Origin of the sequence: Neisseria lactamica, from assembly GCF_901482445.1 — a bacterium.
GTDB lineage: Bacteria > Pseudomonadota > Gammaproteobacteria > Burkholderiales > Neisseriaceae > Neisseria > Neisseria lactamica.
The window spans coordinates 856,374-882,989 of sequence record NZ_LR590477.1; the positions used below are offsets into that span (position 1 = coordinate 856,374).

Here is a 26,616-nt window from a genome sequence, read left to right on the forward strand (position 1 = left end):
TGCACCACCTGCATTTGGGCTGCCTGTTTCCCATTTCCACACGGACGCAAGAACATGAACAAACACCGCCATAAAACCGTCTTCAACCGCACCTGCGGCATCCTGATGGCCGTAGCCGAGACTGCCATCGGGCAGGGCAAAAGTCCCGGCGAGCGCTCAGGCGGAGAAACCGGTGGCGGTGACGGCAGCCTAAAAACCCGTTCAGGCTGCCGTTTGCATTTGGGCACGCTGACTTTCAACCTGCTGCTCGGTTTCGGTTCGGCCCTGATTGTGCCCGCCGCCGCTGCCGACATCCAAGCCGACAAATCCGCCCCCAAATCCCAGCAGCCCGTCATCCTGCAAACCGGCAACGGACTGCCGCAGGTCAATATCCAAACCCCCACCGCCCACGGCGTATCCGTCAACCAATACCGCCGTTTCGATGTCGACACGCGCGGCACCATTCTCAACAACAGCCATAAAAGCGTATCCACCCGCCAGGCCGGCTGGATACAGGGCAACCCCTTTCTCGCCCGCGGCGAAGCCCGTGTAATCGTCAACCAAATCAACAGCAGCGACCCGAGCCGGCTGAACGGCTATATCGAAATCGCCGGCCGCCGCGCCGAAGTGGTAATGGCCAACCCCGCCGGCATCCGCGTCGACGGCGGCGGCTTTATCAACAGCGCAGGCGCCACCCTCACTACCGGCCGTCCCATCCTGGCAGACGGCCGTTTCGACGGTTTGGACATCGGCAGCGGCCGCATCGAAATCGGCGCTCAGGGTCTTGACGGGCGCGATGCCGACTACACCCGCATTCTCAGCCGTGCCGCCAAGATTGACGGCGGCATTTGGGGGCAGGACGTCCAAGTGATTGCCGCCGGCGGCCAAACCGATGCCGCAGGCAACCTGAAAGACGCCGCCGCACCCCGCGCCCCATCTTCATCCGCCCCCGTCTTTGCCATCGACACCGGCGCCCTTGGCGGCATGTATGCCGGCAAAATCACCCTGATTGCCGCCGACAACGGCAGCGGCATCCGCAATGCCGGCAAGATTTACGCCGGTGCCGGCGGCGTGACCCTCCGCGCCGACGGAACACTGGCCAACAGCGGCACGGTTGCCGCCCAAGACGGCGGCGCCCTGCGTCTTAACGCCGGCCAAACCGACAACAGCGGCACCCTTTACGCCCACGGCCAAAGCAGCATCGACAGCACAAGCAGCCTGAACAACAGCGGCCGCATTCTCAGCACCTCAGAAACCCGCATCCGCAGCGCCCATATCGGCAACAGCGGCCAAATCGACGGCGGCCGTCTCGACATCGCCGCCCCCGTATTGGACAACAGCGGCCGCATCAGCCAAAGCGGCAGTCAGGATCTGGCCGTCGATACCGCCCGCCTGGCCAACAGCGGCCGCATCGGCCTGCCGGAAAACAACAACGGCAGCAGTGGAAACAGTAGCGGCAACAACGGCGGTAACAACGGTAACAGCGGTGCAAACGGTAACTCCGGCAACAAGCGGTCCTCCGCCAATAACGGCAACGGCAATAACAGCAACGGCAGCCACACCCAAGTTCCCCCTCCTGCCGACGGCCGCATCAGCGTCTCCGGCCGTTTGGACAACAGCGGCACCATCGAAGCGGGCGGGCGCACCGCGCTAAGCGTCAGCAGCGAACTGGCTAACAGCGGCCACCTCACCCTCGGCAGCCTGAAAGCAGACGGCAGCCGTTTCGACAACCGCCAAGGCGACATTCTCGCCCACAGCGCCGACATTCACAGCAGCCACAGCGACAACCGCGGCGGCGCCCTGGCCGCAGGCAGCCTGAAACTGGATGGCACCCGACTCGACAACCGCCAAGGCATCATCCGCAGCAACAGCCAAAGCGACATCCGCCTTTCAGACGGCCTGAACAACCAGCAAGGCGAAATCACCACTGCCGGCAGCCTGAAACTGGCCGCCGACAACATCACCAACCAAGACGGCAGCATCTTGGCCGGCCAGGACATCGGACTGGATGCCCGGGTACTGAACGGCAGCGGCACCCTGGCCGCCGGCCGCGACGCCGCCCTCAAACTCAGCGCCGACTTTGACAGCAGCGGCAACATCGAAGCCGGCCGCAAACTCAGCATCGAAAGCGGCGGCAGCATCCGCAACCGCCACCGTTTGGCCGGCGGCGCAGCCCTCGACATCCGTGCCCGGCACATCGACAACCGCGCCGAAGGCAAACTGGTTTCCGGCAGCAATACCCGTATTGGCGCCGACACCGTGGACAACCGCGGCCTGATCAACAGCAACGGCCTGACCCGCATTGATGCCGCGACTGCCCTGAACAACATCGGCAGCGGCCGCATCTACGGCAGCCGTCTCGCCCTGGGCGGCGGCGGCCTGAACAACCGCGAAGAAGCAAGCGCAGACGGCAAAAACCAAGCCCCCGTGATTGCCGCCCGCGAACGACTGGACATCGGCATGCGCAGCATAAGCAACACCGGCAGCGGCTTTGGCCGGATTGAAAACGGCCAAGTACAAACCGGCAGCGTCTCCAGCCTGATCAGCAGCGAAGGCACACTGCATATCGGCGGCCGTTTGAACGAGCGCCATCAGGCCGAAGGCCGGGCCGAGCGCCTGGAAAACCGCGGCGGCCGCATCGAAGCGGCCGGGGACGGCGTATGGTCGGTTGCCAAAATCCATAACAGCAACAGCCGCTGGGAAGTCAATCACAAAGTTGCCGTCGGCCAAGCCGAACACCGGCACAGCTACAGCCAACCCGGCAATCCCGAATGGTGGCAGGTTGGCAAAGACGGCTCATGGCGGCAGACTGCCAATCATGCCAAAGGCGAGTTTACCTTTAACGACGGCCGTGCTCCGGTTCGCCAATCCAGCTGGAACGAAAAACGCGTCACCATACAACGCCACGAAGACCAAATCGCCCACTCCCAACCCGGGCAAATTGCCATCGGTGGCAACTTTACTGCCGACACCCAAGAGCTGGCCAACCAAAACGGCCAAATCCTGATCGGCGGTGTCTGGCAGGGCAGCGAAAAAGACAGCGTATTAAAAAATCTAAGCGATCTGGCCGGCGTTTACGAAATCGAGTCCGGCATCTTCGAAAACAGCTATGCCCGCAAAAGCAAATCTAGACAAAGGTGGGGACGCCGCACCGGTTACAGTGCCCCCATACACAACGAAACCCTGCTTGAGCGCCGCAAATTTGCCAACCACATCAGCTATCAGGATCAGGCAGGCAGCCTGAACCCTCCTGCCGGCCATGCCGTCGCGGCCGATGCCGCCACCGCGGCCGTTGCCCCGCCGCGCATTAAAAGTCCCGACGGCAGCCTCAGTCTGCCCGAAAGCAGCCTGTACACCGTCCGTCCCGACCGCCCCGGCTATCTGGTGGAAACCGATCCTGCCTATGCCGACTACCGCACCTGGCTGGGCAGCGACTACATGCTCAAAGCCCTGCAAACCGATCCCAACCGCACCCACAAACGGCTGGGCGACGGCTATTACGAGCAACGCCTGATCAACGAACAGATTGCCCGTCTGACCGGCTACCGCCGTCTGGACGGCTACCCGAACGACGAAGCCCAATTCCAAGCCCTGATGGACGCCGGCATCAGCTTCGCCCGCGCCCAGCAGCTGACCCCCGGCATCGCCCTGTCCCCCGAGCAGGTTGCCCGGCTGACCAGCGACATCGTCTGGCTTGAAAGCCAGACCGTTACCCTGGCCGACGGCAGCAGCCAAAGCGTACTCGTACCCAAAGTCTACGTACTCGCCCGCCCCGGCGATCTCAACAGCACCGGCGGACTCATCAGCGCCGATGCCCTGCAGCTGAAAGCCGGCCGCATCGACAACCGCGGCACCCTGGCCGGCCGGCGCATCGTCGATCTGGCTGCCGGCGACATCAGTAACAGCGGCCGCATCCAAGGGCGGCAAAACCTGCTGGAAGCACAAAACCAAATCACCCTGCAAGGCGGCAGCATCGAAGCCGAACGGCTGCTCAGCCTCAAAGCCGACAACATCACCCTCCAAAGCAGCACCGCCCAAAGCGGCGATTTGCACAACGGCCGCACCACCGTTGACCGTGTGGCCGGACTGTATGTCAGCGGCACAGAAGACGGCCAAGGCCTGCTCAGCCTCGAAGCAGGGCACGACATCAAACTGAACGGCGCCCGCCTGGCCAACCGCGCCCGCGACGGCCACAGCCAAATGATTGCCCGCGAAGGCAGCGTCACACTCGGCACCGTCCGCACCGAAAACCACGAAAGCTACGGCGCGGCAAACGACAAAAACCACCGCCACGTCCACCAAAGCACCGAAGCAGGCAGCCGCATCGAAGCGCTTGGCAACATCACCGTATCCGCCGGCAAAGACCTGAACATCCGCCAAGGCCAAATCGACAGCCAAAACGGCCGCACCACCCTGGCCGCCCGCGGCAATATCGACATCAGCGAAGGCCGCCGCACCCTGGATCTGGACGAATCGACCTACAGCAAAGAGCGCGGTTTGGTCGGCAGCAAAAGCCGGCTGGACCAATACCGGCGCCAACACGACGAAGCAGCCGGCAGCGTGATTACCGGCCGAGAAGTCAGAACGGCTTCCGGTGGCGACACCCGCATCCGCGGCAGCCAAGTCATCAGCGACGATCAGACCCTGATTGCTGCCCGCGGCGAAGTGCGCATCGACGCCGCAGACAACCGCTACCAAGATTGGGAAAACCACGAGCGCAAAAAGTCCGGCCTAACCGGCAGCCTGAAAAACGGTGTGGCGATGGCCGGTTACGGCAAAACCCAAGAAAACCTGCAGCAAAACAGCGTATCGTCTGCCGTAATCTCCTCGCAGATAGGCAGCCTGAAAGGCAACACCACCGTAGCAGCGGGCGGCAAACTGACTACCGAAGCCGCACAACTGTATGCCGGCGGCGATCTGCATCTGCAGGGGCGCGAAGTTTCCCTCGGCGAGGCCTACAAACGGAACGAGCGGCACAGCGAAGCGCAGCACAAACAGAGCGGCTTCTCGGTCGGCATCACTTACGACCCCTATACCGCCGGCAAAAATGCCTGGGACAAAGCCATGCAGGGCGGCGGGTACAGCGACAGTATCGTCGGTAACTGGATGCAGCGCAGCAGCGCCTCAGCCAAAGCCAGCCAGGCGGCGGGCACGCCCGTTGTCATCAGCGGCGGCCGCAGCCGCAGCACGCAGGTGCAGGATGGCAGCAGCGCCGAAGCCGTCGGCAGCTCGCTGACAGCCGGCCGCCATCTCAGCATCCGTGCCACCGAAGGCAACATCGAAGCCAAAGGCGCACAAATCTCCGCCGAAGGCGATGCCCTGCTGTATGCCCGCGACGACATCCGACTGCTGGCCGCAGCCGACAGCCGCCGGCAAACCGGCAGCAGCAAGCGTAGCGGTTTCTCCATCGACAACCGCGACCATATTACCCCCTTCGGCACCTTTAACGATCAGGGGCAGGCTGCGGGCGAGATCGGCAGCATCAGCGGCAGCACCCTGTCCGTGGGCGGTAAAACCCGTCTGCTTGCCGAAAAAGGCAATATCGCCGTCAGCGGCAGCAGTCTGGTCTCCCAAGACGACCTGCTGCTCAAAGCCGGCGGCGACATCGACATCCGCGCCGCCGAACACCGCCAAAGCCAAAGCGAGCGCCAAGTTTCTTCCGGCATCGGCAGCGCCGTCATCTCCGACACCGAACACTTTAGCGGCTGGATGAAAAATCGCCGCGAGAGCGAAGGTGAAGAAACCCTGCAGGCCAAAAGCCAAATCGGCAGCCTGAAAGGCAGCGTCCGCATCGACGCCGGCGGCGCCTACCGCCAAACCGGCAGCGATGTTGCCGCCGCACGCGATATCGACATCAGCGCCCAAAGCGTCGATATCCGCACCGCCGACAATCACGGCCGCAGCCGCCAGTCCGAGCGCGACCTTAAAATCGGCACCTTCGCCAAAATCTCCTCACCGCTGATCGATCTGGTCAACGCTGCCGAAGGTGCTGCCAAAAGCAAAGCCGACGACCGCACCCGCGCCCTGCAGGGTCTGGCCGCCGGTGCCCAAGCCTACCAACTGGCCGATGGCGTCGGCAAAGTGGCCGACGCCCTTAAAAGCAACAACGGACAGCAAGGCACCGTCCTCTTGTCCGTCGAAGCCGGCTTCGGCTTTAAAACCGCCGGCAAGGAACAAAACCAAAACTACCGCCAAAGCCGGCAAAGCAGCCTGAAAGCCGGCGGCGACATCAATATCCGCAGCCGCGAGGGCGACATTACCGTCCAAGGCAGCAACATTACTGCGGGCGACACCATCCGCCTCGATTCCGCGCGCGATATCCTGCTGCAGTCGGCCCAAGACAGCCAACATCAGGACGGCAAAAACCGCAATGCCGGCGTACAAGTCGGCGTCGGGGTTTCCGTTGGTGCCCAAACCGGCGTCTATATCTATGCCGAAGCGGCCTACGGCAAAGGCAAAAACCGCACCGACAGCCAAAGCCATCAAAACACCCTGCTGCAATCGGACAAACTGCAGCTCAGCAGCAAGGGCAATACCGTGTTGAATGGTGCCCAAGCCCATGCCCGACGCATCGACGCCGATGTCGGCGGCACCCTTTATATCGAAAGCCCGCAGGACACTGTCGAACAGGAGAGCAAACAAAGCGGCGGCGGCATTCGCGCCCAAGTCGCGCTCGGTACCGCATGGAGCGTATCCGGCAACTACAACCAAAGCAAAGCCAGCGGCCACAGCCGCAGCGTCGGCAGCCAAAGCGGTCTCTTTGCCGGCGAAGGCGGCTACCACATCACAGCCGACAGCGTCCGGCTCAAAGGTGGTGCCATCGCTTCTGCCGCAGATAAAGATCACAACGAACTGACCGCCCGCAGTTTCAGCTTTGAAGACATCCGCAACGAAAGCAGCTACAGTGCCCAAAGCATGGGTATCGGTGCCGGCTACGGCGGCAGCCTGAAAGGAAGCGACGGCTTCAATCAAAGCGCCTTCGGCCGTGCGTCCCAAACCGCCGGCCAGAACATGAATAAAGGCTTCAACTACAGCCCCACCCTGCCGCAACATGAAAGCGGCAACAGCCAAGGCTATACCCGCTCGGTACTCAGCGAAGGCAACATCACCATCGGCGGCAAAAAAACCAGTGCCCGCGCCCTCGGCATCCATACCGATTCGGCCACTGCCCATCACGGTGCCGACAGCGTTCCCGATCTGCAAAACCTACTCGACAAACAGCAAACCGTCGCCCAATCGACTGCCGTCATCCACAGTGCCGTCGGCACCTATAGGGGCAACCGTGCCAAAGCGGCAGCCGAAGAGCTGGAAAAACAACAAGCCGCCCACGAAGGCCGTCTGAAAGAACAAAACGACGGCAGCTACGAACACTATCTCAGCCTAAGCGACGCACAACGGCAGCAGGAGATGCTGGCCCATTCCCCCGCCTACGCCCAAGCCTACCAAGAAGCCCGAAGCTGGGGCATAGGCGGCAGCAAAAGCCGCGCCCTTACCGCCGCCGAAACCCTGATTACCGGTGCCCTGGGCGGCCAGGGTAATTTACAGCTGGCGGCCAATACGTTGGCGCCGTATGCCGCAGCCGCCATCGGCAAGCGCTTCGGCCACGGTGAAAACAAAAACGAAGCCGCGCAAGCAATCGGCCACTTTATGCTCGGCGCGGCCTTGGCCTACGCCAACGGCGCCGACCCGCTTGCCGGCGGCAGCGCTGCCGTTGCTGCCGAACGCGCAGCCGAGTATCTGGCCAAACAATACGACGACGGCCGCACTGCCATCGACCCGATAAGCGGAAAATTCAATCCCAACCTTCTGCCCGAGCACATTAAAGAAGAGATCAAAGCGCAGACCGGCGCGCTTGCTTCGGTGGTGGGTGCCGCCGGAGGCAGCCTGAACGGCACGAACAGCAGCAACGGAGCGTTGTTTGATGCGCAGATTGCCGGGACGGTCGGGCAGAATGCGGTAAAGAATAATCTGCTTAGTAGCAAAGACAAACAAAGATACGATCTTTTGGCAGAGAAAATTCTCAACCGAACAGCAAGTAATGCGGAGAAGGCCGAATTTGAATGGTTGTCCGCCCAAGATCAGCAAAGCAATGAGTTATATAGAAAATATTATTCGGATCTTCATCGGAAAGACGGAAAAAAAGAATTAACAGCTCAGGAAGCAGATATTCTGACATCCTATATTGACAGCATCTATGACAATAAGGGAATTTCTGATAGAAAGGCCAGAAATGCGCTTAGGAAAATTAGAAATGACCTCTATCAAGGTAAAGAAATTTTAAGAAACGGGGAGCCTTATTATCCGTTTTGGTTGGCCAAAAGAGATGAAAAAGTTAGAGAGCTTTGGAACAAATCTTGGAAAGAAATCCGGGATACCCAAGGGAAATATAAAACCGGTTTGGCTGCTGTTAAGCATTTCTTTTTATCGGAAGGTCGTCCGATAGGGAAATACGAGAAAGCTTGGAATATCCTTGAAAGGGATAAAGCTTATGCCGATAGTTTTGAAGGCAGAGCAGCAGCCTCCACCGCACAAGGCATTGCTTTAGGTTTGGAATTTACCACTCGAGGACGTTATCTGATGATGGCTATTGGTGGAGCACAAGCCAGTTACGGAACTTATCAAATCACACAGGGAAACCTTGAGCACGGGAAAGCCAATTTCTTTTTAGGTGCCGGAACAATGTTGGGTAGTGTCAGTCTTGGTGGGGCTTCGGTTAAGAAATCTCCGTTGGCAATCCGCGAACCGATTCCGGCCGGATATAACCGACCACCGACCAGCTTGGATGTTAATGCTGGGCGTATGGCTAATCAATTTTCAACTGCACATCAGAAAGTTACGGATTTAAATATCTTATTTGCCAAACCAAGTAGAACCGTTTCTAATTCAAAAGTAGGTATCCAATGGAATAATGGTATTGGAAAGCAAGGTATGCCATGGGAGAATTATGTTGGTAAAAGCCTTCCCTCGGATGCTCGACTACCAAAAAATTTTAAAACTTTTGATTATTATGACCACCATAGTGGTTTGGCTATTAGTGCTAAGACTTTGGATACACAAACAGCATCAAGGACACTCAAACCAAGACAAATTTATAATACTTTAAAAAACTATATTGACAAAGCTGCCAATTTTAAAACTTACTCTCTTTCTGGTGTTGAGTTAAATGCTAATACAATTAGGCGGAGAGAGATACATTTAGCTATTCCAGCCCAAACCACTAAAGAGCAATGGCAGCAAATCAACAAAGCGATAGAATACGGAAAGACCCATAATGTTAATGTTAAAGTAACGGAGATTAAATAATGGAAGACAAGTTAGAAAATCAATATTTTGCAAGTTTATATGCAAATGAAAAAGCGTTCATTGTGCAAACACAATCCGGATTTAGGTTGTTAATGTTGGACACCTTATTCCCACCTCATATTTTGCCTCCAAATGTCGATGACAATCTGCTTGGGCAAGCTATTTCTCAGGCATTAAAAAATAGTCGAACTTTTAAATATGGAAGTGAAGAATGTAAAAATTTTTTCGATCCGGTACAAAGAGTCCAACGCTACAACCAATGGGTTGATCATATACGAGAAACACTGGGGTATAAAACCAAATCAGCTCTTTTTAGAAGGATGATGATGTGCAGCATTAAAATGGATAGCAAAGAAATCATAATTTCCCCCAATAAACATATCAGATCGGATGCGTGGGAAGGCATTGATGGAAAAGATATAATCATACCCGTTGACAGAAACTACTCGGAAATTGGACAAGGAGCAAAACAAGCTCTAAGTTATTGTAAGTAAGTATATACGTAGTGCATAGGCCTGTTCCCAGAACATACTTTTAGTGGCCGACGCCGTCAAAAACCAAACCGGACAGCAAGGCGCCGTCCTCTTGTCCGTCGAAGCCGGCTTCGGCTTTAAAACCGCCGGCAAGGAACAAAACCAAAACTACCGCCAAAGCCGGCAAAGCAGCCTGAAAGCCGGCGGCGACATCAATATCCGCAGCCGCGAGGGCGACATTACCGTCCAAGGCAGCAACATTACTGCGGGCGACACCATCCGCCTCGATTCCGCGCGCGACATCCGGCTGCTCTCCGCCCAAGACAGCCAACATCAGGACGGCAAAAACCGCAATGCCGGCGTACAAGTCGGCGTCGGGGTTTCCGTCGGTGCGCAAACCGGTGTCTATATCTATGCCGAAGCGGCCTACGGCAAAGGCAAAAACCGTTCGGACAGCCAAACCCATCAAAACACCCTGCTGCAATCGGACAAACTGCAGCTCAGCAGCAAGGGCAATACCGTGCTGAAATGGTAGTGGAAGAACCATTGGTAAGAGCAAGTCTCAAAACCAAATTATGCAGGACGATGTGGCTTACTTGCGCTCAATGGGTGCAAAAGATATTAGGATCAACCAACAGCAGGTAAACAACCAAATGTGCCGGGTAGGGATCTGCCGCCCGGATGTCCAAGCCACCTTGCGTGATTCTAATAAACGAATTTATATCGAATACGATCGCGCCAGTTCGAACCGTGGAGCCGGACATGCATCAAGAGCATTGAGTAATGATCCGGATGCTATTGTAATTTTAAGAACCGTGGATTAAATTATGAATGTAAACAAAGATTTTTTTCTTGCAAGAGACGGCCATCCGAGCCTGAAACAGTTTTATTTTATTGGCGCGCCATTTGAAAAAGCACTGGATCTTTATCTAAAAAGACGTATGGATTTAAGTGATTTTTATCAAAATCTAAAACCGAAACTATCGTATTTGGATGAGGAGTATACCCTCAGTCAGAAATTGGATTTCTTGAATCCGCTTGAGATTACCGGATCATCCAAATATTTATTGTTGGAAACGCAGTCTGATTGGTCATTGCTAATAGGTAATAACCGGAACGGCACAGACTTTTCAAGTGTGCCGTATGAAGCCTTGCTGTGGAAAATCAGATTATTGACTATGTATTTACGTCCATATTTTGGCAAAGACGAATTCGGTGCGGTCTCATTTACCCTGTATGAGGGCAGCAAACAGGTTTCCCGTCATGACTGCGAAACCAGAAATGTTATGCTGCATAAAGAAACCAGTCGTGTCGAGTTTATGGAATATGGCACGCCGCTGCCGTTTGAACAGACAGAAAAATATACCGAAAGACTCAAAAAAAACAGGCTGACTGTGGAGATGATCGAAGAATATTGCAAACATTTAGGCATTTCATTATTTGATTTGGACTTCTACCAGTCCAAAGCCGCCCTTATTGAGATATTGAGAAACAAATAACTTCCATCTCTTCAAAAAGACAGTCTGAAAAATATTCAGGCTGTCTTTTAACGTCGGCAGCCAGAGCGGTCTCTTTGCCGGCGAAGGCGGCTACCACATCACAGCCGACAGCGTCCGGCTCAAAGGTGGTGCCATCGCTTCTGCCGCAGATAAAGATCACAACGAACTGACCGCCCGCAGTTTCAGCTTTGAAGACATCCGCAACGAAAGCAGCTACAGTGCCCAAAGCATGGGTATCGGTGCCGGCTACGGCGGCAGCCTGAAAGGAAGCGACGGCTTCAATCAAAGCGCCTTCGGCCGTGCGTCCCAAACCGCCGGCCAGAACATGAATAAAGGCTTCAACTACAGCCCCACCCTGCCGCAACATGAAAGCGGCAACAGCCAAGGCTATACCCGCTCGGTACTCAGCGAAGGCAACATCACCATCGGCGGCAAAAAAACCAGTGCCCGCGCCCTCGGCATCCATACCGATTCGGCCACTGCCCATCACGGTGCCGACAGCGTTCCCGATCTGCAAAACCTACTCGACAAACAGCAAACCGTCGCCCAATCGACTGCCGTCATCCACAGTGCCGTCGGCACCTATAGGGGCAACCGTGCCAAAGCGGCAGCCGAAGAGCTGGAAAAACAACAAGCCGCCCACGAAGGCCGTCTGAAAGAACAAAACGACGGCAGCTACGAACACTATCTCAGCCTAAGCGACGCACAACGGCAGCAGGAGATGCTGGCCCATTCCCCCGCCTACGCCCAAGCCTACCAAGAAGCCCGAAGCTGGGGCATAGGCGGCAGCAAAAGCCGCGCCCTTACCGCCGCCGAAACCCTGATTACCGGTGCCCTGGGCGGCCAGGGTAATTTACAGCTGGCGGCCAATACGTTGGCGCCGTATGCCGCAGCCGCCATCGGCAAGCGCTTCGGCCACGGTGAAAACAAAAACGAAGCCGCGCAAGCAATCGGCCACTTTATGCTCGGTGCCGCCTTGGCCTACGCCAACGGCGCCGACCCGCTTGCCGGCGGCAGCGCTGCCGTTGCTGCCGAACGCGCAGCCGAGTATCTGGCCAAACAATACGACGACGGCCGCACTGCCATCGACCCGATAAGCGGAAAATTCAATCCCAACCTTCTGCCCGAGCACATTAAAGAAGAGATCAAAGCGCAGACCGGCGCGCTTGCTTCGGTGGTGGGTGCGGCGGGCGGCAGCCTGAACGGCACCAGCGGCACAAACACCAATGCCCTGTTCAATGCGCAAGTAGGGGGCGTGTTGGGGCAGAATGCGGTGGAGAATAATTACTTAACTAGAGAGGAACTCAATGCTCAAGTAGATGCTGCTGTAGCTTGCCGAAAAGGAGATAAGGCAGCCTGCGCGGAACAAAAAAGGTTGGAAAGGCTAAATAAAGAGCGAGATTTGCGACTGCTAGCTGAATGTAATGCCAATATCCGTTCTCCTTTATGTACTCGGTTGAGAAAAGAAGCGGAAGTTGCTATGAGTGGGTTAAGTGCCACTCCATTAAGCAGATTGTTTGATTTTAAAATGGCATTTAATCCCGAAAGAAGGCAAGCTCATAGCGAAGAGTTCGGCAAAACCGATACTGTTGTGTTAATGTCTTACGGCAAATCACCGGAAGAAATTGCCGCCAATGCAAAAATGATGCGGATTGGCAGCGAACTGCTTACCGATATGACGGTTGTCGGAACGATTAAAGATTTCAAACAGGCCGACACGTTTAGAGATTATGCTGTTGCAACTATTTTTGCCATTCCGGGAGTGAAAGTAGCTAAAAAACTAGAAACCGTCCGCGATTTCAGAAAGGCCTACGAAGCTGCCAAAGAAGCGGGGGATTTGCGCACAGCCAAGAAATTGTTTGAATTAGCCAAAGAGGCGAAAAGCTCGCCTAGAAGATTTGAACAACTTGAGGTTAAAGTAAGCAAGATACAAGAAGAGTTGGCAAGATTAGAAATTGATTTTGCTAAAATTCCTAAGGAATTTCAAAAAGCATCTTGGAACCCGCAAAGATTTTCTTTAGCCGATAACCAATTTGGTCACAAAGTAGGAAAACATGCTACTGAACATGGATTTGATATGAAAACTTCTAGCGGAAGAGAAAGTTTTAAAAAATTTATTTATGAAATTGCTAAACGGCCAGATGAGTTAAGGGTAGGAACTTTTAACGGGCAGGGAATCAGGCAAGGTGCAAATCATGCACGTGGATCAGTTTTATTTAGAATTAAAGGAAATAATGTAGTAGTAACATCTCCTGAAGGAGAGTTTATAACAATTTTGAAAAATGGCTTAACTAATCCATCAGTAAAAAAAGGGATAAGGGTAAATAAATGAATGAGTTAAATGGAAGGATTTTATCAGTAAAGGGGCTTTTCTTCATATATGACGAAACGGATCTTGATATTGATGTCCAACGTCCCGATGAAATACAGTTTGATTTGGAAGGGATCCCTGTTTTATTTAAGTGTAATGGCAGCGAATCGAATCTGTCTTATGAAATCAACAAGGAAGCTAAAAACGTATCTTTAGGTAGTTATGGAGAGCTTAAAATATTCGATTTAACCGATTTTGATTTTTTTGGTTTCCTTAAAGATGAAGACCTATTGGAAATGAGAAAACTATATCTTGATGATGATGAAATCGGGTTTCGGCTAATTTTTTCCCAATCAGTGTTGAATATGATTAATTGGGGAGATGAATTTTTTTTGTTTAAAAACTTACCCGAATTTTTAATAAATGAAAATCTCCATGAATAAAAATTTAGGGGCTGTACTAGATAAGCAGTCATGTTAGACTGCAAAAATGAAGATAACCCATTGTAAACTAAAAAAGAGTATTCAAAAGAAATTGCTTCAATTTTTTGTACTCGAAGTTACCGCCCGTTCAGCAGCTGATTTATCGGGCATCCACCCCAATTCGGCAGTGCTGTTTTACCGCAAGATTCGCGAAGTCATCAGCCATCATCTTTCACTGGAAGCCGATACGGTTTTTGACGGCTCAGTTGAGTTGGACGAGAGTTATTTTGGCGGACACCGCAAAGGCAAACGCGGGCGCGGTGCGGCAGACAAGGTGGCAGTTTTCGGTATTCTCAAACGCGGCGGCAAGGTTTATATCGTGGTAGTTGAGAATGCTAAAAGAGAAACTTTACTGCCTGTTATCACAAAGAAAATTATGCCTGACAGCATTGTCTATACGGATTGTTTGAGCAGCTATGATGTGTTGGATGTAAGCGGATTTACCCACCACCGCATTAATCACAGCAAGCTGTTTGCCGACAGACAAAACCACATCAACGGCATTGAAAATTTCTGGAATCAGGCAAAGCGCGTACTGCGCAAATACAATGGAATCGACCGTAAATCTTTCCCGCTGTTCTTGAAAGAATGCGAGTTCCGTTTTAACTTTGGCGCACCTTCCGAGCAGCTTAAAGTGCTGCGCCGGTGGTGTGAAATTTAGGGCTTATCTAGTACAGCCCCATAGTTTAAGGCCAGATCATTTTGTTATTCAATATGAAATTGATGGCATTAAAAAAGTTGAAAAGATTTACAACACAGGAAAGTAAAAATGAAATTTGAAGATAAGATATCAGAAATACAAAAACGTATGCTTAGCTTGGCACTTGAATTTTCAGGAGAGGGGGTTACCGCTGTCTATATATATGGTGCAAGGGAAAGAAACGTATTGTCTTTTGATGCTTTTTTTTAAAGTGGATAATAAAATTATGAGAAAGGAGTCTTTTAATACAAAAGAGATTCAATGGCAGTTTCTTAATCTTGGAATGGAAGATTATTCGGAACTATGCTCTGTCTTTGCCGAGAATCATCAGGAAATTCCAACTCAGTTGAAACTCATATATGACAATGTAAATCAGAAAGCATCCGCTAATTATTCATATGAAAAATTTTTCTCGCATAGAGATGATTTAACACCGGGTAATATTTTTGAACAATGGTTTAAAGAAGAAAAGCAAAAAACAGAAAACCCGTATGGCTAATCATGATTCCATAATGCAGATTAAAGGCAGCCCGAAACCCCGTTCAGGCAGAGACCTTTGCAAAAAAGCCCTTCCCTCGACAGCCGGAACCTAAACAAAGATTTTCGGCTGTTTCTCTCCCCCAATACCTCCTGATTTTACCCAAATACCCCCTTAATCCTCCCCGGACACCCGATAATCAGGCATCCAACCGCCTTTTAGGCAGCAACAGGCACACTTAGCCTGTTGGCGGCTTTCAACAGGTTCAAACACATCGCCTTCAGATGGCTTTGCGCACTCACTTTAATCAGCCCGAAATAGGCTGCCCGGGCATAGCGGAATTTACGGTGCAGCGTACCGAAGCTTTGCTCGACCACATAACGGGTTTTCGATAAATACCGGTTACGCTTCGTTTGATTTTCCGTCAGCGGACGGTTGCGGCAGGCTTTGCGCATAATGCCGTCCGGTAACCGATGCTCTTCCAGATGTTGCCGGTTTTCCGCACTGTCGTAGCCTTTATCGGCATAGACGGTCGTACCTTCGGCAATGCCTTCCAGCAAAGGCGACAGGTGGTTGCACTCATGGGTATTGGCTGGGGTGATGTGCAGTTTCTCGATATAGCCTTCCTCATCGGTACGGGTATGTTGTTTGTAACCGAGTCTGTATAAACCGTTTTTCTTTGTCCAACGGGCATCTTTGTCCTTACTCGGTGTGGTTTGGCCGCTGACTTGTCCTTCCTCATCGACTTCTATGGCCTGACGCTGTTTGCCGCCGGTGGTCTGAATAATGGTGGCATCAATGACGGCGGCGGATGCCTTCTCTACTTTTAGGCCTTTTTTCGGTCAGTTGGCGGTTAATCAGTTCCGGCAATTCGGACAGGGTGTCGTCTTGCGCCGCCGGTTGCGGTAGCGGCATAAGGTGCTGTAATCGGGGATGCCCAGTTCGTCAAAACGGCAAAACGGGTTGAAATCGATGCGGGTGATGAGGCTGTGTTCGAGTTCGGGATCGGAGAGGCTGTGCCATTGTCCGGGTAGGACGGCTTTGAACATGGGTAGCAGTGGATAGGCGGGGAGGCCGCGGTGGTCTCTAAGGTAACGGGTTCTTTGACGGTTCAGGTATTGCTCGATCGGTTGCCAATCAATCACCTGATCCAACTTCAATAGTGGGAAGCGGTCGATGTGTTTGGCAATCATGGCTTGTGCGGTTTGCCGGAAGAAGGTGCTCATGGAAAATCCCCTAAATGTCTGGGTGGGAATTTAGGGGATTTTTGGGGGGATTTTGCAAAGGTCTCAGGCTGCACCATTCAAGTCTACCTGAAAATTCATTTCTAAAATAAAAGCTCATTCATTCAATGCTGCCAATCTCGCCCAAACTTTTGCAGCCGCATCTTCCGTGCTGTTGCCGACAATAACGTTTTGCTTGTCGTCGAAATACTGAACGGCAGGGAGGTCGCGCAGGAAGATGTCAATATCTTGTGCGGTCAGGAAACGGCTGTGCAGATCCCAGCCGATATTGAGGGCACGCCCTTTGACGGCGGCCATGCGGTCGTGCAGATGGCCGTAGAGGTGGTATAGGCCGTGGTGGATGCCGTCCCATTCATATAAGGGATAGTGGCACAAAATCGCGGTATTACTGATTTCGGGCAGTTTGAGCCGCAGGTAATGGCTAGCGGACGAGAGCAACGGATGGCCGTCGGCTTTGCGCGTGTTGAGGAAATGTGCTTCGTTTTGCCGAATCAGGTAGTCGTAGTTGCCGTAGATCAAATGGTGTTGCCCGTTAAGCCGTTGCAGCACGGCTTCGATGTATGCGGGCTTTTACATCGCCGAGGTTGTACACAGTGTCTTGCGAGGTAACGACGCGGTTCCAGCAGTCGATCAGGTATTCGTTCAGCTCGTCGGCGTTATCGCTTTGCAAGCGGAATTGCGGGCAGTATCGGGCGATGTTGGGATGGGAGAAGTGCCAGTCGGCGGTGAAATAGGTTTGAGGCATGGGATACTCGGTTTCTGGTCATCTGACAATGAAAAATAAGGTGCAGGCTGCTTTAGAGGCCGTCTGAAACAGGGTTGGGGCGATAAAAAGCAGCCTGCACTTTTTACCTGCCTATCTGCCGGTCAATACCAACCGTCGGCAGAAGGCTTCCCAATCGGCAAGGGGTACAACGCGTGTGCCGTCTGCCAACGGGTGTACATCGGAAGCGCAGGCAGTGCGCCAATAGATGTAAAACGGTAGTTTGGTGATGTCGGCTTCCGATACGGCAGGGGCATTATCCTGTTCTGGCATATGCACAATCGGCAGGCCGAAATAGCAGTATTGGCCGTCTTCCGCTTGGTTGCCTGTGTGGCCGGTTTGGCCGCGGTGTTTACCGGTACGGACAAACAGGCGGCAGAAGGCGTTCCAATCGTGCAGGAAAATGGCGGCTTGCTCGTCTATCAGGTTTTGGGCGAAACCAATGCTGCTGTCCCGCCAAAACGGGTAGAACGGCAATTCGGCAATATGGCGCTCCATGACGACCGGACAATCTCCCTGCCCTGCCGGCCGCACCACCGGAACGCCGAAACAGGCGGTTTCAGGCAAGGTATGTGCAGGCTGCATGAAGGCGTTTTGCAGGATAACGGCCGCTTCGGCAGGATCGATACCCAAACAGTCGATGGCAGGCTGCAAGGTTGCGGGCAGGTCGCAAAAGCAGCCTGCACCTTCCGGCAGGCAATACACCGAGTTGTGCGTATGAGCCAGCGGTGCCGCCCATCGGGTAACGGACGAAGTGCGGATTCGGCTGCCTGCGGCAAAGCACCCCGACCCGTCTTGGACGACCGTGCCGTACACCACGGCATACTCGGATTTGCCGGGCGTGTGGTAGCGGGTGAAGGCCCAATCAGCCAGCATGCAAGTGGATATTGTACAGCCGTAGACATGCGTTGATTGGATGGTATGAGTGTGGGTGTTTGGCATAGGCTCATTCCTAAAATGGCGAGGTTTAGACAGCCACAGTCATTGCGAGGTATGCAGATTGCCTGAAATTTCGCGTTACACTTCAATTGCGTTCCTGTTCCGATAACTAGTTTGCACAATTATTTTTTGGAATACCTTTGTGATTAATAACCATGCAGCAGTCTTGAATTTTTGCATACATGACCGTGTGCTTGTCTCCGGCAAGACGTGAGCGAGGCTGAACAAATCCATATTGTTAACAAAATAAAGATTTAGTGGAGACTACTGCAAGTTGGGGGGGCGGGCTTGAGCAGAAAGTAGTTCAGTACAATAGTGTTTGACGCGCCATTAAACTGCTATATCTCTCCGGCCATAAGAAGTAGATGTTGACGAAAATTGTTTTCTACTCTACCCATCAAGGAGTTTAATAGGTATGAAGAGATTGTCTGAAAATTGATTTTCAGACGATCTTTTGTAGAGACTACTATAGTAAAAATAATTTACCTTACATCCTATAAATTACCTACGTTGACGGTTAACAGCAATAAGAGGTTTATTTAGTGTATCTTGTGTCATCCCATGCATATATGCATTATATTGCCATACAATAAATTGCTGTTTATATCGCTCATTAATTTCTTCCAAGCGTTGTACCTGAGCCTTCAAATTGTTAACTTGTTTTAGCAAATAATCCATCGTAACATTTGGTACTGGTTCTTTTTTTGCATCCTCCTTCATTTTTTGCTTCTGTTGGCTAAAGGCTTTTTGTATATCAGGATAATTAGACAGTGACTGCCTCTCAATACTCTTAATATTCAATAACTCTGAGACTTTAGAGCAAAGTAATTTCCATGTTAACTTCCCCTCCCAGGTTTTAATCAACATAATGATATCTTCCAAATTTTCTTCTGTAATAAGAATTTTTGGCATACTACATCTCCATTAACCTATATAAATCATCATCAAGTTTAGCCGTTTCTGGTTTTTTAACATCTATATCCATTCCTTTTTCCAATAAGGCTAACTTGACTGGTGAAGGATCATATTCGTCAGGTATTCGTAATAGTGCACCATTTGGAATTTCACTATTTTCCAAGAATGCAATTTTGGTTCTTATATGTGCCAATCTCCACCCTAGGTTACTTATCCAACGATCTACACCAAAAGCTCCTAATTTATGGTGTTCTTTTGCTTTATTAATTTGCTCTGTAAGCTGAATTTCTCTATGCTTTAATATTTCTAAAGATGATTCTAATCCTTTAATACAAATAAGTTCTTTACATGTTTCACAATCTCCATGGCGAGAACATGGCGACATTGCATAATCATGCTCACAAATGCCTATTTCTGTTATAGTTGCAATTCCAATTCTATTTTTTCCTAAGTCTTCATAGGTAATAGGAAAATTTAAATGAATTTTGTCTAATATTGAAATATCCTCAGGAATGAGTAAATCTCGAACAGCCTCACTTTTTTCTTCTTCTGTTCTGTGATCATAAGCTTTATTATCTGCCACTCTAGCTCTGCCTGCCCAGTTCGCTAAAGTTAATTCATCCATTCCACCTCTCTCAGCTTTTGTACTTAACCAATGCCTTGCATTGTGTGATAGTAATCTAACAAACTCTCCTTTCGAAGTAGTTATACAATGCTTTTCCCATAATGATGTTTTAGGACGAGTTTCTGAATAGCAAAATCTATCATTAATTTGATTCACTGTTGGTAACACAAAAGAAAAACGTTTAGGGGAAAATTCATCATGAAATTCATTTTCTCTGAATAATAATAAGGCTTCAGAAGCTTTAACGTTTCTATTTTTATCAATATATGGCCAGTAATTAAATTTTGAGGTATATTTTTCGTATAAGTACTTTCCCAAAACATTAGAAGTTATAACGCCATTATTTTCTTTCATTAACTTTTCAAACCACTTAGTTTTAATCCCATGCTTTCCATTAATTTCTAAAATCTTACCTATTTCTATTTCAGTTAAAGGTTTTTGAGATAAATAATGGGATACTTGCATACCTTGATCTGGTGATATCATTACTGTGTTAGGATTTTCTTCTGCAAACTTTGCTGCTTTTCTTGCTAAAGCTCCTATATCTGTTAAACGTTTGACTGCTTCAATAATCACATCTTGCATGCTACTAGGAACCCATTTCAAACCCTCTTTTCCATTTTTTGCAGGTATCCATCGAATACCTAATTGCCTATTTCCTAAGCTATCTTCTTCCCATTCTAAGCAATTAACAGATAAAGACATCAACTCAGAACAACAAGATGGAGCAACCATAAGTAGAGCCATAACTGCTGTATAATACTCAGTTCCTTTATCTAAATTTGGTGCATCATGAAAGAGTTTTGCTGTAAGTAACATTTCCTCATCAGATGGCATTTTTTTGGAACGATAATCTTTTCCTCTCTTATCTAATAATATTGTTAAATCTCTAGGACGACTATAAGGATTAGTCCATATAGGGAGCTTTAGAACAATTTGATATTCTATACAAAAATTAAATAATGTTTCTAATTGATAACCTAGTTTATTTGTTGATTCATTCATTTTAGAATATTTTTTAGCAACTAAATTTTGAACTTCTTGAATAACTAAACTATCCAAATATAGAATATCTGCTTTTTTCTTTACATTATGTAAAGCCATTTCAACAAAACGCAATGCTTCCATATGTCTAGCGAATTAACGAATAGGTCTTAACGAATAAGTATAATGGATATAAGCCTTAGCAAACTCAATAAATGGTGAAGATAACGGTTCATATTTATAACTATTTGATGGAAATCTATCTGTAGAAAATCGAACTTGTACTGAATGGATATTAAACTTTGTTCTCCATTGATTATTTTCCCAGCAATCAGCACCAAAAGCATCTAATCTATATCTACAGAAATAAATGAACTGTTCTAGATTTTTAGTAGGGGAATTACTTATTGGTTCAAAAATTTGGCTACCCATATTAATGAATCTCTCGAGATTTTTTCATTTGGCTACAAGCTTTAACTACATACTCAACCGCTAAAATAATGCGATCTTTAGAATTCGCATAATCTATGCTTTTAGACACTCTCAGTCGCTCTTCTTTTTCTCAATATAATTTATCTAATATCTGTTGATGAGGGCCATCAAGAAGAGGCCTAAATTTTCTACATAGATAACAGTTTTCATAAGAACTTATACAAAATTTATTTGTACTACAAGCCCCAACAGTGTCTGATCCATTGTTTGTTATAAAAGATGTTGGATCATTCCCCCTCTCACCTTCATTCAAGCTAGAGATTATTCTTCCAGAAAAGGCATCAGCCAATTTCCCCATTTCGGCACCCATTACACGATCAATATACTGAACAGTATCGGCAGTATTTTCTGTATAAACTTTTACATTCTGTATATCTGAGTGATCTAATAATTCTGCAATAACTGTGGCACCAACACCTTTCCGCCCCAAATTAGTTCCACATGTGTAACGAAAACATCTTGCATTCACATATATAACTTTTCCAGTACGCTCAGAAATAGCATGTTGGACATTATTGAATTCCACCATGAGTTTCTTCATTTCTTGAATAGTTGAATGTAATAAGTCTTTTTCTAGATACAGTCCCACATTACCCTTATTAATCTCTAATAAAGTTTGATGACTCATGAAAATAGGTATTAATTTTCTTTGTTCAAAAGGTAAAGTATTACTAATATGTGTTTCAATTTTTTTAATTTGATCTTCAGCTAAGTTTCTTATAATTAAATACAGATCTTCAGTGACTGCTAATTTCCTAAATGACTTCCTAAAGTTTGAATGCCGTTGTTTAACTCTTGGTTATATTAATATAATAATCATTATTATCCTTAATTAAATCACACATTTTCAGTTGCTTCAACTGCGAAGGACGTCTAGCAGTTATTATTAGAACATTAATATATGCATAACACTTAAAGCTGATTCTGTTTTGTTTCCATAGCTCATTAAGTTCACTCACTAGGCTTAATAGTTCATTATTCGTCATCGGTCCTGCGTATGGACAATAATTAGCAACTGATTTCCCCTTTTTATTTCCTTTTATATTAAATGTTTCTAATAATTTAACTACTTCCAGAGAAATTCCTAAATAACCTCTTTTATACCAAGTATGTAAAAATCCTTTTAATGATCCTAAATACCATTTATTTTCCCTAGTTAAACTTGCACGCCAATTCAATATACTGTCTGTTGTAATAGCATTCCCATTAGAAAATTTTATTAACCGCCTAAATATAAACAACATATTTCTAGTATGATGAGCTGACATCTCTTGTGCATAGTCAGATAAAATATTTTTAAATCCATCTAGCAATGAGCTGTCCAAAGATAAAATATCTCTTGTTAATTTTATCTTTGTATCTTTATTTAATATCCATATCGTATCATTCTGATTAAATGAATATCCATCTCTTGCAATTTTAGTCATTTCTTTCAACAATTTTATTAGAAAGTTTACCTAATAATTCTTCTTGCTCAAGAAGAACTAATTTATTAGCTTGTTCAATAATATGTCTCTTGTTATAACTTTTCTCTGATGTATGCCCCATCCAGTGTTGTCTATACTTAGCTTCATTCTCAGGAGTAATTTCAGTATGATTGGTTTTATTCTCTTTAGCTAATTTATTATTAAGATCTACTTTTCTAGAAAAATCTAAGTTCCACTCATGTCTAAATATATGAGAATGAATAATAGAAAATTTTTTGTCTACTTTTTTCATAGTAGGTATTATAATATTATCAAAGGAACTAATACTAAGTGGTTTTCCTTGTGAAATTCCTTTTTTATGTGTTACAAATAAATAAGGGTGCCTATTCGAATTTGGTATTTTATTTCGATAATTAAGTATATATTCATCTATGAGATTTGATAATTCAAGACTGATTACTAAACGTCTTTCTTTTGTCTTCGCTACAGCCTGATTCATTCTTAAATCTATTGGATCATCATGTGTACGTCTTATAAATATAGCAGGATGATTTCCTGTTAAAATTAGATTATCGACTCTTATTGATAGAAGCTCTCCACGTCTAAATGCGTGCGTTCCGCACACATACTACTTGTTGAGTTTAGGTTTCATATGGGCTACAGCTTGCTAATTTATGATTTATCTATATTCCTGATATCTAATAGAATTATATAAAATACCATTCTTATCAAATATAGGTAATAATTTAATCAAATACCAGTTAACATCAACTATGTTTTTATCAAAATTTTTAATATTAATAGTTATGCTAAATGAGAATTCAAAATTAGGGAAAAATAAAACTTGTCCACCAATATTGGTGTCAGCCCATGTTATTGGAAATCCGATTACTTCATCTAAATTACTTTTTATTCTTAAAAAATCTAAAATTTCTTTTTCTGACATAGAAGCTGAATTCCAATCATAGTCTTCATCACCAAGTGGTAAGTAAACAAAATTTCCATCATCTAGAAAACTCCAACCTCCATACAATAAGCATTCTAGTATTTCATAACGAGAAAATTTTTTATTATTCATGGATAAATCAATATCCAAACTTACATTTCTTGACATTTTTAAATCTCCTATAACTTTTAATATTCAAAATATTTAATACCTTTTTTGTTCAAAAATTCTTTAACATGTGCCTAATTTGCGCAGCAACATGAACATTAAATAGTTTCTTTTTCTTATTCCTTCATTCTTAAAAGGATTTTTTGGGTTCAGATAATCCGCAATACCAAGAAATTCATCGAGTAAACCATCTGTAATATTAGCATTATCAAAAATTTCAGAAGAATAAAAACTCCGAATATTCGGTCTCAGGTTTTTAAACGTAAACGTCATTTTTTCTACATCTTTTGGTGTATATAATCCTTTATTCATAAAAAGACTGGATATAAACTCCAAGTACTCAATTGCAGCTGTCATCCTATTGTATTGATGAGAACGGCTAATAATTATTGAATTGATACTTTTTTTATTTCCAGATAGTCTATTACTAAAACTTAACTTCTTTTTATCTGTTTTCTCACTTAGCCTAAAATGCTCTCTTAAATTAATCATATCCTTATAACTTAAAAGATTCCCATTTTTAAATTCATTAACAATATTTCTATTATTACTATACTCCCATTTAAAAAGCCACCGTATAGCATATAGCTTATTGCGAATCGTATTTACAGAGCAACTACTCCTTAAAATAGATGTGGTCCACAAAGTAGAATAATAATGTGGAATATTTTTTCCATTGTCTATAAGGATAGGATATCGTTCACCATTAGTGAAAACTATAATTCCCAATCTAACCATAGCAAATTTTAATTTTACAATTTTATATATAAATACTAACAAAATGATAAAGATCATTCAATTTTTGTGCAAAAAAAAGAACCTAGTCAACACCTAGGTTCTCCAGCTATTTAAATATCAAATTTAACACTTATAGGATATATGGGTGCTAGAACGGGATATCGTCGTCAATATCCTCGACCGGGGCGGCGGCAGGCGCGGGTTGGCGGCGCGGCGCGGCTGGTGCTTCTTGGGGATGGGACGGCGCGTCGGGGGCGGGCTGCCGGTTTTGCTGCGCGGGGCGTTGGTAAGCCTCCTGACTCTGACCGTAACCTTCCTCGTAAGGCGCACCGCCGCTGTTTTCATTGCGCCCGCCCAACATTTTCATTTCGTTGGCGACAATATCGTAAGCGGTGCGTTCGATGCCGTCTTTGCCTTGGTATTTGCGGCTTTGGATTCTGCCTTCCAGATAAACCAGCCCGCCTTTTTTGAGGTATTGGCCGGCAATTTCCGCCAGTTTACGGTACATCGTGATGTTGTGCCACTCGGTGCGCTCCACGCGCTGGCCGTTGCGGTCGTTCCATGTTTCGCTGGTGGCGACGCTGAAATTACACACCGCTTCGCCGTTGGGCATATAGCGCACTTCTGGATCGCGTCCGAGGCGGCCGATGAGGATGACTTTGTTCAATGACATTTTTTAAACTCCTGTAATGATTTTTTCAGCGGCAGCCTGATCGAAACCCTTCTGCAACACTTTGAGATAGACGGTCTGCCTGTCGAAACTGAAACCGATGTCTTCCACGCCTTCGAGTTGCGACAAGGCGCATTGTAAGCCGTCCTGATTACCCTGCCACACGCCGCCGACAGGGTAACTGAGGTTTTTGACGGGCTTGGGCGCGGGCGATAAAACGGCAATTACCAGCCACAGCAGCATTAATATGCTGCAAAAGGCAAACACGCCGGCAAAGCCGTATTTTTGAAACAGCAAGCCGCCTGCCGCGCCGCCGGCAAACAGTCCGAGCGACTGCATCGTATTGTACACGCCCATCGCCGTACCCTTCAGGTCGGACGGCGCGATTTTGGAAACCATCGACGGCAGGCTCGCTTCCAACACATTGAAACCAATAAAGTAAACAACCAAATAAGTGGTAATCAAGCCTACCGAGCGCATACCGGACAGCAAACCGAGCTGTGCCGCCGCGATGCAGGCGATGCCCAAGATAAAAACCTGTTTGAGCTTGTTGCGCGTCTCGCCGACGATAATCAGCGGAACCATCACCACCAATCCCGTAATGGTCGAGGGCAGATAGACTTTCCAGTGCTGGATTTTTTCCAAACCGAGCTGGGTCATCGCGAAAGGCAGTGCGGTAAACAATGCCATTTGTGCGGCGTGCAGGGCGAAAATGCCGAAATCGAGCGTCAGCAGCCTACGGTTTTTCAAAACCTCGCCTATACGCGAAGGCTGCGCCTGCGTATCTTCGTGCAGCTTGGAAACCTCCGGGTCGGGAGTCATAAACGCCACCACGCCGATACTGGCGACGGTTAACAGACCGGTCAGCAGGAACAAGCCGCGTACGCCCACCGCGTCGGCAATCACAGGGGCAACGACGAGGCTGACCGAAAAAGTCAGACCGATACTCAAACCGATCATCGCCATCGCGCGGGTACGCACGCCGTCGCGCGTCAAATCCGCCAGCAGCGCGGTAACTGCCGCACTGACTGCCCCCGCGCCCTGTATGGCGCGGGCGGCAACCAATAAGGGCAAGGTATCGGCGGCGGCGGCAAGAAAGCTGCCCGCTGCAAACACAATCAGCCCCGCATAAATGGTTTTCTTGCGCCCGAACTTGTCGGAAGCGATGCCCAAAGGCAGTTGCAGCAGAGCCTGCGTCAGCCCGTAAATACCCATTGCCAGCCCGACCAGCGTTTTATTGTCTTCCGCGCCGGGGAGCGAGGCGGCATACACCGCCAATACGGGCAGCACGAGGAACATACCCAGCATACGCAGCGCGTACACGCCGGAAAGCGTCGTACTGGCGCGCCATTCGTGCGGAAACATTTGGATGCGGTTGTCTCTTGCCATAAATAATTTTTCAGACGGCATCAACAGTTGCAATGCCGTCTGAACTTCCAGTGAACAGATTTTCGGATTATACAGGATTCGCCACGTTCCG

Annotated in this window: 21 protein-coding genes and 2 pseudogenes; 10 read left to right on the forward strand and 13 right to left on the reverse strand. The window is 48.5% G+C overall.

What is annotated here, in order from left to right:
• Positions 1–54 precede the first annotated feature (54 nt).
• Genes FGL10_RS04460 through FGL10_RS04480 form a run of 5 tightly spaced genes read left to right on the forward strand, consistent with a single transcriptional unit; the run spans position 55 to position 11,254 of the window.
• Positions 55–9,282, forward strand: coding sequence for a hemagglutinin repeat-containing protein (locus FGL10_RS04460; protein WP_138251424.1), 9,228 nt, complete (start codon positions 55–57; stop codon positions 9,280–9,282).
• Positions 9,282–9,776, forward strand: coding sequence for a contact-dependent growth inhibition system immunity protein (locus FGL10_RS04465; RefSeq protein ID WP_003711443.1), 495 nt, complete (start codon positions 9,282–9,284; stop codon positions 9,774–9,776). Before FGL10_RS04460 ends, FGL10_RS04465 begins: the two co-directional genes overlap by 1 nt.
• Positions 9,777–9,819: 43 nt before the next feature.
• The gene (locus FGL10_RS04470; protein WP_036470681.1) at positions 9,820–10,290 is read left to right on the forward strand and encodes a hemagglutinin repeat-containing protein; all 471 of its coding nucleotides are present in this window, start codon (positions 9,820–9,822) and stop codon (positions 10,288–10,290) included.
• Positions 10,291–10,342: 52 nt separating this feature from the next.
• Complete coding sequence (locus FGL10_RS04475) at positions 10,343–10,579, forward strand: hypothetical protein (RefSeq protein ID WP_134982918.1); 237 nt, start codon at positions 10,343–10,345, stop codon at positions 10,577–10,579.
• 3 nt (positions 10,580–10,582) lie between these two features.
• Positions 10,583–11,254: a hypothetical protein gene (locus FGL10_RS04480; RefSeq protein WP_003686835.1), complete on the forward strand. Its 672-nt coding sequence runs from the start codon at positions 10,583–10,585 to the stop codon at positions 11,252–11,254.
• Here FGL10_RS04480 and FGL10_RS12510 read toward each other — a convergent pair.
• Positions 11,229–11,480: a hypothetical protein gene (locus FGL10_RS12510; RefSeq protein ID WP_036475103.1), complete on the reverse strand. Its 252-nt coding sequence runs from the start codon at positions 11,478–11,480 to the stop codon at positions 11,229–11,231. The genes FGL10_RS04480 and FGL10_RS12510 overlap by 26 nt on opposite strands.
• A 3-nt stretch (positions 11,481–11,483) precedes the next feature.
• On the opposite strand from FGL10_RS12510, the gene FGL10_RS12515 reads away from it, so the two are divergent.
• The 5 genes from FGL10_RS12515 (at position 11,484) to FGL10_RS04500 (ending at position 15,246) form a co-directional block, all read left to right on the forward strand.
• On the forward strand, positions 11,484–13,586 hold the full coding sequence (locus FGL10_RS12515; protein WP_051926228.1) for a VENN motif pre-toxin domain-containing protein: 2,103 nt from the start codon (positions 11,484–11,486) through the stop codon (positions 13,584–13,586).
• A complete protein-coding gene (locus FGL10_RS04490) occupies positions 13,583–14,008 on the forward strand; it encodes a hypothetical protein (RefSeq protein ID WP_138251425.1) in 426 nt (141 codons plus the stop codon). Before FGL10_RS12515 ends, FGL10_RS04490 begins: the two co-directional genes overlap by 4 nt.
• A gap of 46 nt (positions 14,009–14,054) precedes the next feature.
• Positions 14,055–14,708, forward strand: a complete 654-nt coding sequence (locus tag FGL10_RS04495; protein ID WP_003711539.1) for an IS1595 family transposase — start codon at positions 14,055–14,057, stop codon at positions 14,706–14,708.
• A 108-nt stretch (positions 14,709–14,816) separates the two neighbouring features.
• Positions 14,817–14,957, forward strand: a complete 141-nt coding sequence (locus tag FGL10_RS12520; RefSeq protein ID WP_232043726.1) for a hypothetical protein — start codon at positions 14,817–14,819, stop codon at positions 14,955–14,957.
• Positions 14,944–15,246, forward strand: a complete 303-nt coding sequence (locus tag FGL10_RS04500) for a hypothetical protein (RefSeq protein WP_232043728.1) — start codon at positions 14,944–14,946, stop codon at positions 15,244–15,246. Before FGL10_RS12520 ends, FGL10_RS04500 begins: the two co-directional genes overlap by 14 nt.
• 197 nt (positions 15,247–15,443) lie before the next feature.
• Here the strand turns inward: FGL10_RS04500 and FGL10_RS04510 are convergent.
• From FGL10_RS04510 to FGL10_RS04560, 12 genes and pseudogenes are all read right to left on the reverse strand, one after another.
• A pseudogene (locus FGL10_RS04510) lies at positions 15,444–16,451 on the reverse strand (IS5 family transposase).
• A gap of 114 nt (positions 16,452–16,565) precedes the next feature.
• A pseudogene (locus FGL10_RS04515) lies at positions 16,566–17,214 on the reverse strand (phosphoesterase).
• A gap of 111 nt (positions 17,215–17,325) precedes the next feature.
• The gene (locus FGL10_RS04520) at positions 17,326–18,108 is read right to left on the reverse strand and encodes a hypothetical protein (RefSeq protein ID WP_003710526.1); all 783 of its coding nucleotides are present in this window, start codon (positions 18,106–18,108) and stop codon (positions 17,326–17,328) included.
• A gap of 564 nt (positions 18,109–18,672) precedes the next feature.
• Positions 18,673–19,083, reverse strand: coding sequence for a hypothetical protein (locus tag FGL10_RS04525; RefSeq protein WP_003710529.1), 411 nt, complete (start codon positions 19,081–19,083; stop codon positions 18,673–18,675).
• 1 nt (position 19,084) lies between these two features.
• Complete coding sequence (locus FGL10_RS04530; RefSeq protein ID WP_003710530.1) at positions 19,085–20,839, reverse strand: hypothetical protein; 1,755 nt, start codon at positions 20,837–20,839, stop codon at positions 19,085–19,087.
• Positions 20,840–21,257: 418 nt separating this feature from the next.
• Positions 21,258–21,815: a tyrosine-type recombinase/integrase gene (locus FGL10_RS12525; protein WP_003710533.1), complete on the reverse strand. Its 558-nt coding sequence runs from the start codon at positions 21,813–21,815 to the stop codon at positions 21,258–21,260.
• 160 nt (positions 21,816–21,975) lie between these two features.
• Positions 21,976–22,614, reverse strand: a complete 639-nt coding sequence (locus tag FGL10_RS12530; protein WP_003710535.1) for a hypothetical protein — start codon at positions 22,612–22,614, stop codon at positions 21,976–21,978.
• A complete protein-coding gene (locus FGL10_RS04540) occupies positions 22,607–23,239 on the reverse strand; it encodes a site-specific integrase (RefSeq protein WP_231118390.1) in 633 nt (210 codons plus the stop codon). Before FGL10_RS04540 ends, FGL10_RS12530 begins: the two co-directional genes overlap by 8 nt.
• Positions 23,240–23,293: 54 nt before the next feature.
• Positions 23,294–23,728, reverse strand: a complete 435-nt coding sequence (locus tag FGL10_RS04545) for a hypothetical protein (protein ID WP_003714464.1) — start codon at positions 23,726–23,728, stop codon at positions 23,294–23,296.
• A 63-nt stretch (positions 23,729–23,791) separates the two neighbouring features.
• A complete protein-coding gene (locus FGL10_RS12535; protein WP_003710540.1) occupies positions 23,792–24,523 on the reverse strand; it encodes a hypothetical protein in 732 nt (243 codons plus the stop codon).
• Positions 24,524–24,614: 91 nt separating this feature from the next.
• Positions 24,615–25,139 carry a single-stranded DNA-binding protein gene (locus FGL10_RS04555; protein ID WP_003710541.1) on the reverse strand — a complete coding sequence of 175 codons (525 nt, stop codon included), beginning with the start codon at positions 25,137–25,139 and terminating at the stop codon, positions 24,615–24,617.
• A gap of 3 nt (positions 25,140–25,142) precedes the next feature.
• Positions 25,143–26,525, reverse strand: coding sequence for an MFS transporter (locus FGL10_RS04560; RefSeq protein ID WP_036470185.1), 1,383 nt, complete (start codon positions 26,523–26,525; stop codon positions 25,143–25,145).
• Positions 26,526–26,616 lie beyond the last annotated feature (91 nt).

Coding starts and splice junctions, on each gene's coding strand:
- FGL10_RS04460 (WP_138251424.1), top strand. CDS start 55: ATGAACAAACACCGCCATAAAACCGTCTTCAACCGCACCTGCGGCATC.
- FGL10_RS04465 (WP_003711443.1), top strand. CDS start 9,282: ATGGAAGACAAGTTAGAAAATCAATATTTTGCAAGTTTATATGCAAAT.
- FGL10_RS04480 (WP_003686835.1), top strand. CDS start 10,583: ATGAATGTAAACAAAGATTTTTTTCTTGCAAGAGACGGCCATCCGAGC.
- FGL10_RS12515 (WP_051926228.1), top strand. CDS start 11,484: ATGGGTATCGGTGCCGGCTACGGCGGCAGCCTGAAAGGAAGCGACGGC.
- FGL10_RS04490 (WP_138251425.1), top strand. CDS start 13,583: ATGAATGAGTTAAATGGAAGGATTTTATCAGTAAAGGGGCTTTTCTTC.
- FGL10_RS04495 (WP_003711539.1), top strand. CDS start 14,055: ATGAAGATAACCCATTGTAAACTAAAAAAGAGTATTCAAAAGAAATTG.
- FGL10_RS12520 (WP_232043726.1), top strand. CDS start 14,817: ATGAAATTTGAAGATAAGATATCAGAAATACAAAAACGTATGCTTAGC.
- FGL10_RS04500 (WP_232043728.1), top strand. CDS start 14,944: ATGCTTTTTTTTAAAGTGGATAATAAAATTATGAGAAAGGAGTCTTTT.
- FGL10_RS04520 (WP_003710526.1), bottom strand. CDS start 18,108: ATGCTGGCTGATTGGGCCTTCACCCGCTACCACACGCCCGGCAAATCC.
- FGL10_RS04525 (WP_003710529.1), bottom strand. CDS start 19,083: ATGCCAAAAATTCTTATTACAGAAGAAAATTTGGAAGATATCATTATG.
- FGL10_RS04530 (WP_003710530.1), bottom strand. CDS start 20,839: ATGGAAGCATTGCGTTTTGTTGAAATGGCTTTACATAATGTAAAGAAA.
- FGL10_RS12525 (WP_003710533.1), bottom strand. CDS start 21,815: ATGAGTCATCAAACTTTATTAGAGATTAATAAGGGTAATGTGGGACTG.
- FGL10_RS12530 (WP_003710535.1), bottom strand. CDS start 22,614: ATGACTAAAATTGCAAGAGATGGATATTCATTTAATCAGAATGATACG.
- FGL10_RS04545 (WP_003714464.1), bottom strand. CDS start 23,728: ATGTCAAGAAATGTAAGTTTGGATATTGATTTATCCATGAATAATAAA.
- FGL10_RS12535 (WP_003710540.1), bottom strand. CDS start 24,523: ATGATCTTTATCATTTTGTTAGTATTTATATATAAAATTGTAAAATTA.
- FGL10_RS04555 (WP_003710541.1), bottom strand. CDS start 25,139: ATGTCATTGAACAAAGTCATCCTCATCGGCCGCCTCGGACGCGATCCA.
- FGL10_RS04560 (WP_036470185.1), bottom strand. CDS start 26,525: ATGGCAAGAGACAACCGCATCCAAATGTTTCCGCACGAATGGCGCGCC.